9 protein-coding genes are annotated in these 14,200 nt (G+C 63.1%); 4 read left to right on the top strand and 5 right to left on the bottom strand.

Annotated elements, in window-relative coordinates; translation table 11 throughout:
• Positions 1 to 14: 14 nt before the first annotated feature.
• Positions 15 to 1,763, top strand: coding sequence for a PTS fructose-like transporter subunit IIB (locus tag ACLEJQ_RS07745; protein WP_440793701.1), 1,749 nt, complete (start codon positions 15 to 17; stop codon positions 1,761 to 1,763).
• Between the two features lie 201 nt (positions 1,764 to 1,964).
• Positions 1,965 to 3,506, top strand: a complete 1,542-nt coding sequence (locus ACLEJQ_RS07750) for an alkaline phosphatase D family protein (RefSeq protein WP_440793703.1) — start codon at positions 1,965 to 1,967, stop codon at positions 3,504 to 3,506.
• A gap of 148 nt (positions 3,507 to 3,654) precedes the next feature.
• Here ACLEJQ_RS07750 and ACLEJQ_RS07755 read toward each other — a convergent pair whose 3' ends face one another.
• Both ACLEJQ_RS07755 and ACLEJQ_RS07760 read right to left on the bottom strand, forming a co-directional pair.
• Positions 3,655 to 6,180, bottom strand: a complete 2,526-nt coding sequence (locus tag ACLEJQ_RS07755; protein ID WP_440793705.1) for a PepSY domain-containing protein — start codon at positions 6,178 to 6,180, stop codon at positions 3,655 to 3,657.
• A 346-nt stretch (positions 6,181 to 6,526) separates the two neighbouring features.
• Positions 6,527 to 8,845: a TonB-dependent receptor gene (locus ACLEJQ_RS07760; RefSeq protein WP_440793707.1), complete on the bottom strand. Its 2,319-nt coding sequence runs from the start codon at positions 8,843 to 8,845 to the stop codon at positions 6,527 to 6,529.
• Positions 8,846 to 9,054: 209 nt separating this feature from the next.
• On the opposite strand from ACLEJQ_RS07760, the gene ACLEJQ_RS07765 reads away from it, so the two are divergent.
• Positions 9,055 to 9,735 carry a Fe2+-dependent dioxygenase gene (locus ACLEJQ_RS07765; protein WP_440793709.1) on the top strand — a complete coding sequence of 227 codons (681 nt, stop codon included), beginning with the start codon at positions 9,055 to 9,057 and terminating at the stop codon, positions 9,733 to 9,735.
• 57 nt (positions 9,736 to 9,792) lie between these two features.
• Positions 9,793 to 10,494, top strand: coding sequence for a tetratricopeptide repeat protein (locus ACLEJQ_RS07770; RefSeq protein WP_440793955.1), 702 nt, complete (start codon positions 9,793 to 9,795; stop codon positions 10,492 to 10,494).
• 49 nt (positions 10,495 to 10,543) lie between these two features.
• Here ACLEJQ_RS07770 and ACLEJQ_RS07775 read toward each other — a convergent pair whose 3' ends face one another.
• From ACLEJQ_RS07775 to ACLEJQ_RS07785, 3 genes are all read right to left on the bottom strand, one after another.
• Positions 10,544 to 11,707: a type III PLP-dependent enzyme gene (locus ACLEJQ_RS07775; protein ID WP_042732281.1), complete on the bottom strand. Its 1,164-nt coding sequence runs from the start codon at positions 11,705 to 11,707 to the stop codon at positions 10,544 to 10,546.
• Between the two features lie 682 nt (positions 11,708 to 12,389).
• A complete protein-coding gene (locus tag ACLEJQ_RS07780) occupies positions 12,390 to 13,547 on the bottom strand; it encodes an osmoprotectant ABC transporter ATP-binding protein OsmV (protein WP_440793712.1) in 1,158 nt (385 codons plus the stop codon).
• On the bottom strand, positions 13,544 to 14,197 hold the full coding sequence (locus ACLEJQ_RS07785; protein ID WP_440793714.1) for an ABC transporter permease: 654 nt from the start codon (positions 14,195 to 14,197) through the stop codon (positions 13,544 to 13,546). Before ACLEJQ_RS07785 ends, ACLEJQ_RS07780 begins: the two co-directional genes overlap by 4 nt.
• Between the last annotated feature and the right edge of the window lie 3 nt (positions 14,198 to 14,200).

Here is a 14,200-nt window from a genome sequence, read left to right on the forward strand (position 1 = left end):
GAGGGTTCGCAAGAATGAAATTAGCCATTGTGACGGCCTGCCCGAACGGCATGGTCACCAGTGTGTTGTGCGCCCGCCTGCTGGACGCGGCAGCCCAGCGCCAGGGTTGGAGCACCAGCGTCGAAGTGCATGATGCGGCCCATCCGGAACGCCAGTTGTCGGCGGCCACCCTGGAGGCGGCCGAGTGGGTGTTGCTGGTGACCAGCGGCCCGTTGGACCTGTCGCGGTTCGTCGGCAAGCGAGTGTTTCGCAGCACCCCGGCCCAGGCCCTGCAAGACGTCGATTCGCTGCTGCGCCGTGGTGCCGAAGAGGCCAGCGTGCTTCGCGAATCGGACGTGCTCGAACAGGCACCGGCGTCCTCGGTCTCGACCGAGCGCGCCCCGCGCCTGGTCGCCATCACCGCCTGCCCGACCGGCGTCGCCCATACCTTCATGGCCGCCGAAGCCTTGCAACAGGCGGCGACGCGGCTGGGCTACGACCTGCAAGTGGAAACCCAAGGCTCGGTGGGTGCGCGCAACCCGTTGAGCGCCGAAGCCATCGCGGCGGCCGATGTGGTGCTGCTCGCCACGGACATCGAAGTGGCGACCGAGCGTTTCGCTGGCAAGAAAATCTACCGCTGCGGCACCGGCATCGCCCTGAAACAGGCCGAGGCCACGCTGAACAAAGCCCTGGCCGAAGGCCGCCAGGAAAGCGTAGCGAGCGGTTCGGCCAGCCCGGCCAAGTCGGAGAAGACCGGGGTCTACAAGCACCTGCTGACCGGCGTGTCGTTCATGCTGCCGATGGTGGTGGCCGGTGGGTTGCTGATTGCGTTGTCGTTTGTCTTCGGCATTACCGCGTTCAAGGAGCCCGGCACGCTGGCGGCGGCGCTGATGCAGATCGGTGGCGACACGGCGTTCAAGCTGATGGTGCCGCTGCTGGCCGGCTACATCGCCTATTCCATCGCCGACCGTCCCGGCCTGGCGCCGGGGATGATCGGTGGATTGCTGGCAAGCACCCTGGGCGCCGGTTTCATCGGCGGGATCATCGCCGGTTTCCTCGCCGGTTACGCGGCTTTGGCGATCAACCGTTATGCCCGGTTGCCCCAAAGCCTGGAGGCTCTGAAGCCGATCCTGATCATCCCGCTGCTGGCGAGTCTGTTCACCGGCCTGGTGATGATCTACATCGTCGGCAAACCGGTAGCCGGCATGCTGGAAGGCCTCACGCATTTCCTCGACAGCATGGGCACCACCAACGCCATTCTGCTGGGTGTGCTGCTCGGGGCGATGATGTGCGTCGATCTTGGCGGGCCGATCAACAAGGCCGCCTATGCGTTCTCGGTGGGTCTGCTCGCATCGCAAAGCTATGCGCCGATGGCCGCGACCATGGCCGCCGGAATGGTGCCGCCGATTGGCCTGGGCATCGCCACCTTCATCGCCCGCCGCAAGTTCGCCCAGACCGAGCGCGAGGCTGGCAAGGCGGCGCTGGTGTTGGGGCTGTGCTTCATCTCCGAAGGTGCGATTCCGTTCGCCGCCAAGGATCCGCTGCGGGTGATCCCGGCGAGTATCGCCGGCGGTGCGTTGACCGGTGCGCTATCGATGTACTTCGGATGCAAACTCATGGCCCCCCACGGCGGGCTGTTCGTCATGCTGATCCCCAACGCCATCAACCATGCGCTGTTGTACCTGCTGGCAATCGTTGCGGGGAGCCTGGTGACCGGAGTGGCGTATGCGCTGCTCAAGCGGCCGGAAGCGGTGGAGATGGCGTTGGAGCCGGCGAAGGCCTGACCCGTTTTTTGAAGCAATGAGGTCCCTTGTGGGAGCGAGCTTGCTCGCGATAGCGGTGTATCAGTCGACAACTTGGTTGCCTGACACTCCGCCATCGCGAGCAAGCTCGCTCCCACATTGGTTTTGGGGCGGGCATAAATCCCTGTCACACCCACTTCACAGAGCCATGCTTAAGTTTTCCCATTTTCAAAGGAGAACACCATGAGCGAATTCGACCGGGACCGGCGTCGTGTGATACAGGCCGTGGGCGCAGGTTTGTTGTTGCCGGGGCTGGCGCCGGCGGTGATCGCTTCGGTCAAGGACCGTCCGCTGCTCACCGACGGTGTGCAATCCGGCGACTTGCAAGGCGATCGGGCGATGATCTGGAGCCGCAGCGACCGTCCGGCGCGGATGGTGGTGGAGTGGGACACCCGCAGTCACTTTCGCAATCCACGGCGTGTGGTCTCGCCGCTGGCCGACAGTCGCAGCGATTTCACCGCTCGGGTCGAGCTGACCGGGTTGCCCCGTGACCAGGCGATTTTCTATCGGGTACGGTTCGAAGACGCCCAGAGCGGTGTCGCCAGTGAACCCTGGTTCGGTCACCTGCGCAGCGTGCCGCAGTTCAAGCGCAACATCCGTTTTGTCTGGAGCGGTGACACGGTCGGCCAGGGCTTTGGCATCAACCCGGACATCGGTGGCATGCGCATCTACGAAGCCATGCGCCTGCGCCTGCCGGATTTCTTTATCCACAGCGGTGACACCATCTACGCCGACGGCCCGGTGCCGGCGCAGATCACCACCGAGGGCGGGCGCGTCTGGCGCAACCTCACCACGCAAGCCAAGAGCAAGGTCGCCGAGACGCTGGACGAGTATCGCGGCAACTACCGCTACAACCTGATGGACGAGAACGTACGGCGCTTCAACGCCGAGGTGCCGCAGATCTGGCAGTGGGACGACCATGAGGTGGTGAACAACTGGTCGCCGGGCAAGCAGTTGGACGAGCGCTACCAGACCAAGGATATCCACAGCCTCGTCGGACGTGCGCGTCAGGCCTGGCTGGAGTACGCGCCGATGCGCCTGCAAAAGGCCGACGGCGGCGGGCGGATCTACCGCAAGCTCGGCTACGGGCCGATGCTGGATGTGTTCGTGCTCGATATGCGCAGCTACCGTGAAGCCAACGACGCCAACCTGGGCGCGGCCAAGCCTTTCCTGGGGCGTGAACAGTTGAACTGGCTCAAGCGCGAATTGAAGCAGTCCCGGGCTCAATGGAAAGTCATCGCCGCCGACATGCCCATCGGCCTCGGCGTGCCCGATGGTGAAGTCAGCCCCGGCGTGCCGCGCTGGGAAGCGGTCGCCAACGGTGACCCGGGTCAGGCCCAGGGCCGTGAAGTGGAAATCGCCGAGTTGCTGGGCTTCCTGCGCAAGCATCAGGTGCGCAACTACGTCTGGCTCTCCGCTGATGTGCACTATTGCGCCGCCCACCACTACCATCCCGAACAAGCCGCGTTCCAGGATTTCGAACCGTTCTGGGAGTTCGTCGCCGGGCCATTGAACGCCGGCAGTTTCGGCCCCAACGCCCTGGACAAGACCTTCGGTCCCGAGGTGGTGTTCCAGAAAGCACCACCGGCCCAGAACACCTCGCCGTTTGCCGGGTATCAGTTCTTTGGCGAGGTGAACATCGACGGGTCTAGCGGGGAGATGAGCGTGGTGTTGCGTGATCTGGAGGGGGTGGCGGTGTTTGAGAAGAAATTGCAGCCGGTTTGACTGTGTTTCATTTCCTGTGGGAGCAAGTTCTGTGGGAGCGAGCTTGCTCGCGATGGCGGTGTGTCAGTTAACACTGCACTAGCTGACGATCCGCTATCGCGAGCAAGCTCGCTCCCACAGGGGACGGTGTGTTCTTGAGTCGGGGGGCTCAGTAAACGTCTCGCCGATACCGCCCTTGTTCGATTAGTTGCTGAACTTCCTCGGCCCCAAGGATTTCAGTAAGCGCCTGGTCCACCCCCGAAGCCATGCCTTGCAGGCTGCCGCAGATGTAGATCACCGCGCCGTCGGCCAGCCATTGCTTGAGCAGCGGGGCGGATTGGCGCAGGCGGTCCTGGACGTAGATTTTCTGTTGCTGGTCTCGGGAGAAGGCCAGGTCCAGGCGCTCCAGGTCGCCTGAAGCCACCCATTCCTCCAACTCGTCGCGGCAGTGGAAATCATGCTCGCGCTGGCGTTCACCAAAGATCAGCCAGTTGCGCTGCATGCCTTCGGCGACGCGGGCCTTGAGCAGGCTGCGCAGGCCGGCCAGGCCGGTGCCGTTGCCCAGCAGGATCATCGGCACGCCTTTGGCCGGCAGGTGGAAACCGCTGTTGCGCCGCAGCCGCAGGCTGATGGCGCTGCCCAGCGGCGCGTGTTCGGTGAGCCAGCCGGAGCCGATGCCCAGGTTGCCATCGGCGTGACGCTCCTGGCGCACCAGCAATTCCAGCACGCCGTCGGCCGGGATCGAGGCGATGGAGTATTCGCGCATCGCCAGCGGTGCCAGTGCATCCACCAGCGCCTGGGCGTGCAGGCCGACCAGATGAGCGCGATTTTCCGGCAACTGGCGGGTGGCCAGGGCCTGCTCGAGGCTCAGCGACAAGCCGTCGACCTGCACCCGGGCCTGGCCGGCGATGCCCAGGCCATCGAGGAAATGTTCTATGGCCCAGGGATCGTTGCGTGGCAGGATCTCGACCAGGTCACCGGCCAGCCAACTGCTCGGGCCGGGCGCGGTGAGGCCCAGCAGGTATACGCCCGAGCCGCTGCTGTCGGGGTTGAGCAGGCTGCGTTGGGTCAACGTCCAGTTCTCGAAACTCGGCGCCTGCCAGGTGTCCGCGGGCGTCTGGCCGGTCAGTTCCGCCAATTGCTGTTGCCAATGACGCAGGGCGTAGGGGTCGCCGCTGTCGACTTCCACCGGGGCGAACAAGGTCTTGCCGCCGTGCTCCGCCAGCCACGTGTGCAAGCGTCGGGCAAAGCCGCAGAAATTTTCGTACTGGCGGTCGCCCAGGCCCAGCACCGAATACTGCAGACGCTCCAGGCTCAAGGCCCGGCCCAGTACCTTGCGCTCGAATCCCCGGGCGCTGTCCGGCCCCTCGCCGTCGCCGAAGGTGCTGACCACGAACAAGGCATGGGTGGCGTTGCTCAGGTCCCGGTCGTTGACGTTCGCCAGCGGCTGGACGTTTACCGGCAACCCGGCGGCCTGGAGCTGGCCGGCGGTCTGCCAGGCCAGTTGCTCGGCGAAACCGCTCTGGCTGGCAAAGCCGATCAACCACGCCGGGGCATTGCCGGGGTTGCCTGCGAGTGCCCGGCGGGCTTGGCTGGCCTGGCGCTTCTTGCGTCGGCGATCCAGGTACAACAACCAACCGGTGATGAAGAACAACGGCATGGTCAGCGCGGCCAGGGTCACCAGGATCCGTCCGGCCAGACCGAAATAGCTGCCGACGTGCAGCGCATAGATGCTGGTGAGCAGTTGCGCCTTGAGGCTCTTGTCGCTGTAGCGGCTATGACGGCTGACGGCCCCGGTGGTCGGGTCGAGCATGAGCTGGTTCAAGGCCCGGTCGTGGGGAGAGTTTTTCAGCATGTAGAACACGGTCGCCGGTTGCCCGGCCACCGGTGGCATGCGCACGTTATAGCTGGACAGGTCGGGGCCGGCAGCGCTGTAGATGCTGCTCCACATGGCGCGGTAGTCGGCCACGGGTGGCGGGCCGCTCGGTGCCGGGCCACGGTTGCGTACCCGTTCTTCCTTAGGCGAATCGGAGAGCAGCTGGCTGACGGCTTTGTTGTACCAATCGTAGGACCAGGTCAACCCGGTCAGCGCCGCCAGCAGATAGAACAGCAGGCACCAGGTGCCGGCCACCGAATGCAGGTCCCAATTGAAACTGCGGCCTTTTTTCCTCCAGTCGAGGGTCAGCCAGGCGCGCCAGCTTCGCCATCGGCGCGGCCAGCGCAGGTACAGGCCGGACAGGCAGAAAAACACCAGGATCAGTGTGCAGGCCCCGGTGATCTGCCGGCCTACGTCATCCAGGGTCAGGACCCGGTGCAGCCTCAGCAGCAGGCCGAAGAAATCCTGGCCCACCACATCGCCGAGGAACTGCGCGTTGTAGGGATTGAAATAGCGCATCGGGCCGCGCTTTTCCCCGGGCGGCGCGGTGAAAATTACCCGGGCGGCGTTGCCGCTGTCGGTCTCGACCCAGAGCATGGAAACGGTTTTACCGGACGCGGCCTCGATCTGTTCCACCAGCTCGGCAGGCGGCAGGACGCCGGCCGGTTGTTTCTCGACCGTCAGCACCTGCGGATTCAGCGCCCGCAGGATCTCGTCCTGGAACGACACCGCCGCCCCGGTAATGCCCATCAACGCCAGGACCAGCCCGGCACTGATGCCGAAAAACCAGTGCAACTGGAACAGGGTTTTCTTCAACACGTCGCCCGCCTTGTTCAATCAATACTGTTCATCACGGCGCGCATTATGCCGTGTGTTATCGAGAAGCATTCATAAACACACAATAAAGCCCCGCTCATGGGGATGAGCGGGGCTTATTGCGTTATCTGTCGTGGCAACCGTGGCGAGGGAGCTTGCTCCCGCTGGGCTGCGCAGCAGCCCCTTGGAGGACTCAGCCGCTCAGCCCGAAATACCGCAGCGCCGAATCTCAGGGCTGCTTCGCACCCCAGCGGGAGCAAGCTCCCTCGCCACAGGTTTCACCTTGTTCCTGAACTAAACAGTTTCATCAGGCCCCAGCCCAGGTGTTGCGCCTGAATCATGGCTCCAATCAGAAATGGAAATTGGTACTCAACAACGCCGTGCGCCCTGCCGCCTGGTTGGCGAAGTGCGTCGAGAAGGCTTTGTCGTAGTAGGTTTCGTCGGTCAGGTTCTGCACGTTGAGTTGCAGGTCCAGGTTCTTGCTGACCTTGTAGTTGGCCATGGCGTCGTAGCGCACGTAGGAGTCGACCATCGTGGTATTTGCCACGCTGCCGAATACGTCGTCCACATAGAACGCGCCGCCGCCAATGGTCAGTTTCGGCGTGATCGCGTAAGTGGTCCAGACGCTGGCACTGTTCTTCGGCGTGTTCGGTAGTTCATTGCCGTCGGTGACGCTCAGCGGGCCGCCATCGACCTGTTCGCTGTCCAGGTAGCTGTAGCCGGCGAACACTTGCCACTTCTCGGTGATCTTGCCGCTGGCCGACAGTTCGAGGCCGTCGACCCGGGTGGTACCGGCGTTCTCATAGGTGGTGGCGTCGACCTGGACGCGCGCGTTCTCCTTCTCGGTGCGGAAGATCGCCGCAGTCAGCGAGAGACGGTCGTTGAGCAGGTCCCACTTGGTGCCGATTTCGTAGTTCTTGGTAGTTTCCGGCTCCATGTCGCTCTTGAGCAGGTTGCCGTTGCGATCCGGGGTGCCGCCCAGCGGGTTGCCTTCAGTGCCTTCGCCGACCATGTTGCCCGGCGGTGTCGCCGAGGTGGCGTAGGAGGCGTAGATGCTGCCGTTGTCTGCCGGTTTCCAGACCAGGCCAAACTGGCCGGTGATGAATTCGCTGGTGTCGTCGCCCTTGGAAGTGGTGGTGCCGGCGGCGTTATAGGTCTTGTACTTCGTGTCGAAGTGGTCGTAGCGCAGGCCCATGTTCACCAGCCACTGTGGCGACAGTTCCAGGGTATCGAACGCATAGAGCGCACGGGTGACGCTGGTGGTTTCGGTGCCGGCGTAATTGCGCGCGATGCGGCCATTCCACGGATCGTTCGGGTTCGGGTTCGCCAGCGAGGTGCAGTTGTAGCCGCTCGACGCGCCGATCATCGATGGCCGGCAGTTAGTGTTCGCCGCAGTGGTGGCGGGCACGGTGTCGGTGTTGACGGTGTAGGAGGATTTTTCACCGGTCTCGCGGCTCAACTCGATGCCGGTGGAGAAACTGTTCTTGAACCCGGCGACATAGAAATCACCGAACAGATCGGTCTGGTTGGTGGTGGTGTCGACGTTGCTGACCCGGCTGTTCGCCCGGCGCCATACGCTGCCGTTGTTGACGTTGCCCTTGCTGTCGTCGGGCTGGGTCAGGATGTAGTCCTGGGAAGTCGAGCCGTGGCGCAGGGTGTTCTTGACCGTCAGCGCATCGCTCAAGTCGTGCTCGATGGCGAAGGTGGCGGTGTCGGCGCGGGTCTTGCGGAAGTCGCGGTCGCTCAGGCCGTAGAAATTGCTGCTGTCGCCGCCGTCGTCGGGTTTGTCCGGGTTGGACTTGGTGCGGTTGGCCGACAGACCGGAGGCCGGCATGCTGTAGGGAATGCCGGAGTCCGGCAGGTCGTTGCTTTCCAGGTGGTAGTAGTCGAGGTTGACGCGGGTGTCGGTGCCCAGGCCGAAGGCCAGCGACGGCGCGATGCCCCAGCGGTCGTAGTCGACCTTGTCGCGGCCGGCGACGTTGCTTTCATGGCTCATCAGGTTCAGGCGCCCGGCGGCGCTGTCGCTGAACTGATAGTTGCCATCGAGGGTGTAGCGCTGGGTCTGGTCCGAACCCCAGGTGAAACCGCCGTCGAAGGAATCGCCCAGGTGCGCTTTCTTGCTGACCAGGTTGATGGTGCCGCCGGCTGCGCCGCGACCGCCGACCGCCGAGTTCGGGCCCTTGCTGACCTCGATGGATTCCACGGCGAAAATCTCGCGGCTTTGCGAGCCGGTGTCGCGCACGCCATCGAGGTAGGTGTCGCCCTGGGCGTCGAAACCGCGAATGAACGGGCGGTCGCCTTGAGGGTTGCCACCTTCACCGGCGCCGAAGGTGATGCCGGGCACGGTGCGCAGGGCGTCCTGCATGTTGAGCGCGCCGGTGTCCTTGAGCACTTGCTGAGGGATCACCGTCACCGAGCGTGGCGTGTCCACCAGCGGCGCGGTGTATTTAGGGGAAGAGGCTTTTTCCACCTGGTAGGACGTGGTGTCCTGGGCTTCGCCGGTGATGCTGGTGGCATCCAGGGCAATGGCGTTGCGCGAGGCCTTTTCGTCGGTCGGTTGGGCCGCCTGGGCCATCTGGGCCGCCGTCGTTGCGCTGAGCGCGACGCCGATGGCGGAGGCCAGCAAACGAGGCGTGCTGACCGGTAATTGTAGTGCTTGCCGCGACATGAAAATTCCCCTCCCCAAGGTTTCGAGGCCGCGGAATATAGGGTAAACAGGTCTTTGTATCAATTGCGAAACATTGCTATTTGAGACGAATTTACATTCTTTACAATTGGTCTTTCCGGTTTTGAATCAGTGGGGCGTCATGGGGGTTGTGCACAGTCAATAAGAATCACTACCATTGGCGCCCTTTTTATCCACAGGTGCGAATGCCAATGTTGCTGCATATTCCCGGCGTGTTTTCTCCTGAAGAAGTGCAGCGGATCCGCGAGGCGCTGGAGCAGGCCGAATGGGCGGACGGCAAGGCCACCGCCGGTTACCAGTCAGCCAAGGCCAAGCACAACCTGCAACTGCCCGAGGGGCATGCCCTGGCGAAAGAAATCGGCGCGGCGATGCTTGAGCGACTGTGGAAAAATCCGTTGTTCATGTCGGCGGCGCTGCCGCACAAGGTGTTCCCGCCGCTGGTGAACTGCTACACGGCCGGTGGCAGCTTCGATTTCCATATCGACAACGCCGTGCGCCAGCCAAAGGGCAGCGCCGAACGAGTTCGCACGGACCTTTCGGCCACGCTGTTCTTCAGCGATCCGCAGGATTACGACGGCGGTGAACTGGAGATCCAGGACACCTACGGCACCCAGCGAGTCAAGTTGCCGGCCGGCGACATGGTGCTGTACCCGGGGACCAGCCTGCACAAGGTCAATGCCGTCACCCGCGGGGCGCGCTACGCCTCGTTTTTCTGGACCCAGAGCCTGGTGCGCGAAGACAGTCAGCGGGCGCTGCTGTTCGAGATGGACGGAGCGATCCAACAATTGACCCGTGACATGCCGGATCATCCTTCGCTGATTCGCCTCACCGGCACTTATCACAACCTGTTGCGCCGCTGGGTCGAGGTCTGAGTGACGGATTTTCGCCTGCGTCGGCAAGAGCTGCTCGATGGTGACGGCCTCAAGGCCATGCTCGATGAGAGCCCGACGCGAGCGGCCCAGGCGATCCTGATCGGTGCTCGCGAAGGTGTGCTGCAAGCCCAGGCATGGCTGGGGCAGATCCTGCTCGACGGCCACGGCATCGAGCAGGACCCGCCGCTGGCCGTGCGCTGGTTCGCCATTGCCGCCGGGCGCGGGCACCTGATGGCGCGCAACATGCTGGGGCGTTGCCATGAACACGGTTGGGGTTGCACCGCCGATGCCGCGCGTGCCGCCGAACATTATCGCCTGGCCGCCGAAGCCGGCCTGGACTGGGCGATGTACAACTACGCCAACCTGCTGGCAACCGGACGCGGCGTACCTGAGGATCAGCCGCAAGCGTTGCGCCTGTATCGCCGCGCCGCGGAACTGGGCCATGCCAAGTCGATGAACCTGCTGGGTCGCTACCTGGAGGAGGGGCGTTATTGTCCGACCGATCCCCAGGCTGCCGTGCAGTGGTATCGACGTTCGGCCGAAGGTGGCGATTTTCGCGGGCAGTTCAGTTATGGCTGCGTGCGGCTGGCCGCCGGAGAGGCCGAGGAAGGTATCGTCTGGTTGCGTCGGGCGCTGGAGGGCGGCAACCTCAATTTTCTGCACGCCGCGACGCAGGCATTGCAAGGCGCCGGGTCGCCTGAGCTGGAGCCGTTGATCGAGGCTTACAAGGCTCGCCTCGCCCAAATGCAGGGCACATGAAAAAGCCCGTGACATCGGTCACGGGCTTTCGCATACAACGGACAGCAGCTTAAACGTAGAACGACTTCAGTGGCGGAAAGCCGTTGAATTCCACTGCACTGTAGCTGGTGGTGTAGGCACCGGTGGAGAGCCAGTACAGGCGATCACCGATGGCCAGGTTCAGCGGCAGGCCGTACTTGTAGTTTTCGTACATGATGTCGGCGCTGTCGCAGGTCGGGCCGGCGATGACCACTTCTTCCATCTCGCCTTTCTTCTCGGTCCAGATCGGGAACTTGATGGCTTCGTCCATGGTTTCGATCAGACCGGAGAACTTGCCCACGTCGGTGTAGACCCAACGCTCGACGGCAGTGCGCGATTTACGCGCCACCAGCACCACTTCGCTGACCAGGATGCCGGCGTTGGCGATCAACGAACGGCCCGGCTCCAGGATGATTTCCGGCAGGTCGTCGCCGAAGTCTTCCTTGAGGAAGCGGATGATTTCCTCGGCGTAGGTTTCCAGGCTGTTGGTGCGGGTGATGTAGTTGGCCGGGAAGCCACCGCCCATGTTGATCAGCTTCAGGACAATGCCGTCTTCTTCCTTCAGGCGCTCGAAGATCACCTTGACCTTGGCGATCGCTGCGTCCCAGACGCTGATGTCGCGCTGTTGCGAACCGACGTGGAACGAGATGCCGTACGGCACCAAGCCCAGGTCACGGGCGAGGATCAGCAGGTCCATGGCCATGTCGGTCTGGCAGCCGAACTTGCGCGACAACGGCCAGTCAGCGGTGGTCGAGCCTTCGGTGAGGATGCGCACATAGACTTTCGAGCCCGGCGCGGCCTTGGCGATGTTGCGCAGGTCGGCTTCGGAGTCGGTGGCATACAGGCGCACGCCCTTCTCGTAGAAGTAGCGGATGTCCTTGGATTTCTTGATGGTGTTGCCGTAGCTGATCTGGTCCGGGGTTACGCCGCGGCTCAAGACCTTGTCCAGCTCATAGATCGAGGCGATGTCGAAGTTCGAGCCTTTTTCCTTGAGCAGGTCGATGATTTCCACCGCCGGGTTGGCCTTGACGGCGTAATACACCTTGGCGAATTCGAAACCGGCGCGCAGGTCGTCATAGGCCTGGGCGATCATCGCGGTGTCGATCACCACGAACGGGGTTTCCTGCTTGTCAGCGAACGCTTTCATCTTCTGGAAAGTTTCGCGCGCGAAATAATCTTCGACCTGGATCGACATACTTGGGACTCCTACTGGCAAACATCAGGATCAATGGGTGTGAAGGCTGGCAGCCTTCGTGAACGTCCTCCGTATCCCCACTTTGGTTCGCCTACTTCCCAAGGCATTGCCGCCGAAAGCAAAAAGGCCATCCAGGTCGTTTGAGAGCTACTGCGTGCTGTGCGCCTTCGGCGCTACGCGAGCAATACTGCGTTGGAAAGAGGCTCGGAATGCTCATTTACAACCGTAAAGTCGCACGCGACCCCGGCCGTTCCTCGCCTCTTCCCGCCTTGTCTTGCCTGCGCTCGCTACGCTCTCAAACGACCTGGCTCTGGGGATGCCCTTGGCCTTGCTGTCTCGTCGTCAGTACTTGAGCCGGATGGATCGTTTCCAGCATGGACGTTCGGCGCGAACTTTAGGGCGTGAGGGGCCTGAGATCAACTAAAAATGTCGCGTTTTTGCACGCATTCGTCGTGCGGTGCGGGACAGCTCCTGATGTAACCGACCTGTGTGACGGATTGATGTTCCCGTGGATGAGACATTCGGGACCGCTGAGCGGCTTTTGCCCTTGTGGCGAGGGAGCTTGCTCCCGCTTGAGTGCGGAGCGCTCATCGCTTTTTCTGGGGCCGCTTCGCGACCCAGCGGGAGCAAGCTCCCTCGCCACAAGAGCAAAACCCATCCCCCAGGAGGGCGGGAACAGGAATCAGGCTTGCGCAATCTCGGCCGGCGAGACGATGCTGGTCTTGCCGCCACGGGACTTGCCGGAACTCAGGTACTCGGCAATCGACTCCTGGGTCACCTCGCCGAGGAACACCCGCTCGGCGTCCATCACCGGCAGCCACGAGCGGTTGAACTCGTACATGCGCGACAGCAGGATCCGCAGGTGCTCGTCATAGGCCGCCGTGGCGTTGAACTCGCGCAGGTACTGCGCGCAGGTGCCGGGCTGGCGGAACAGGTCGCGACGGCGCACATAGCCCAGGGCCTTGTTCTCGGCGCAGGTGACCACCACATAGCGCCGGTCGTGCTCATCCATCAGTTCCAGCGCCTCGGCCACCGGCGTCTCGGGGCTGACCGACGGGGCGTTGTCCGCCGCGTCCTCGGCCTTGACCAGCAACAGCCGCTTGAGGGTGCTGTCCTGGCCGACGAAATTGCTGACGAACTCATCGGCCGGATGCGCCAGCAGCGTGTCCGGGTGGTCGCACTGGATCAGCTTGCCGGCGCGGAAAATCGCGATCTTGTCCCCCAGCTTGATAGCTTCGTCGATGTCGTGGCTGACCATGATCACGGTCTTGTTCAGCGCCCGCTGCATTTCGAAGAACTCGTTCTGGATCATCTCGCGGTTGATCGGGTCCACCGCGCCGAACGGTTCGTCCATCAGCAGCAGCGGCGCATCGGCCGCCAGGGCGCGGATCACGCCGATCCGTTGCTGCTGGCCGCCCGAGAGTTCCCGTGGGTAGCGATGCAGGTACTGCTTGGGTTCGAGCTTGATCATGCTCATCAGCTCGCGGGCGCGGTCGTGGCATTTCTGTTTGTCCCAGCCGAGCAGCTTGGGCACCACGACGATGTTTTCTTCGATGGTCATGTTCGGGAACAGGCCGATCTGCTGGATCACGTAGCCGATGTTGCGGCGCAGGGTCACTTCGTCCAGGCCGGTGGTGTCTTCGCCGTTGATCAGCACCTTGCCCGAGGTGGGCGGAATCAGCCGGTTGATCATCTTCAGCGTGGTGCTCTTGCCACAGCCCGATGGCCCGAGGAACACGCAGATCTCGCCTTCGTTGACGGTCAGGTTCACCGAGTCCACGGCTTTGACATCCTTGCCGTTGCTCTTGAAGGTTTTGCTGAGGTTTTGAAGTTCGATCATTTGGTTAATCCTTTTGGAGTCAGCGAGCGTTGCAGCCATTGCAGGAGCAGGTCGGCGAAGATGGCCAGGAGGCTGACCAGCACGGCGCCGACGATCAGCATCGACATGTCGCTGCGGCTGATGGAAGCGAGGATGAGCACGCCCAGGCCACCGGCGCCGATGGTGGCGGCGATGGTCATGACACCGATGTTCATGACCACGGCGGTGCGCACGCCGGCGAGGATCACCGGCACGGCGATGGGCAGTTCGACCATGCGCAAGCGCTGGCCGAAGGTCATGCCGATACCGCGGGCAGCTTCGCGGATGCCGGGTTCCACGCCGGTGAGCGCGAGGTAGGTGTTGCGCATGATCGGCAACAGCGAATAGAGAAACACTGCGGTGATCGCCGGCATCGGGCCCAGGCCTTGGCCGAATTTCGAATAGAACGGCAGCAACAGGCCGAACAGGGCAATCGAGGGAATCGTCAGCAGCACCGTTGCGCTGGCCTGTAGCGGGCCGGCCAGCGCCGGGAAGCGGGTCATGAAAATCCCCAGCGGCACGCCGATGACAATCGCCAGGGTCACGGCGATGCCCACCAGCGTGACATGCTGCCAGGTCAGGTGGATGACCTGCTGCCAGTCCAGATGGGAAAAGGCGTTCAACAGTTCCATGGC

The organism is Pseudomonas sp. SMV71 (assembly GCF_052042015.1).
Lineage (GTDB): Bacteria > Pseudomonadota > Gammaproteobacteria > Pseudomonadales > Pseudomonadaceae > Aquipseudomonas.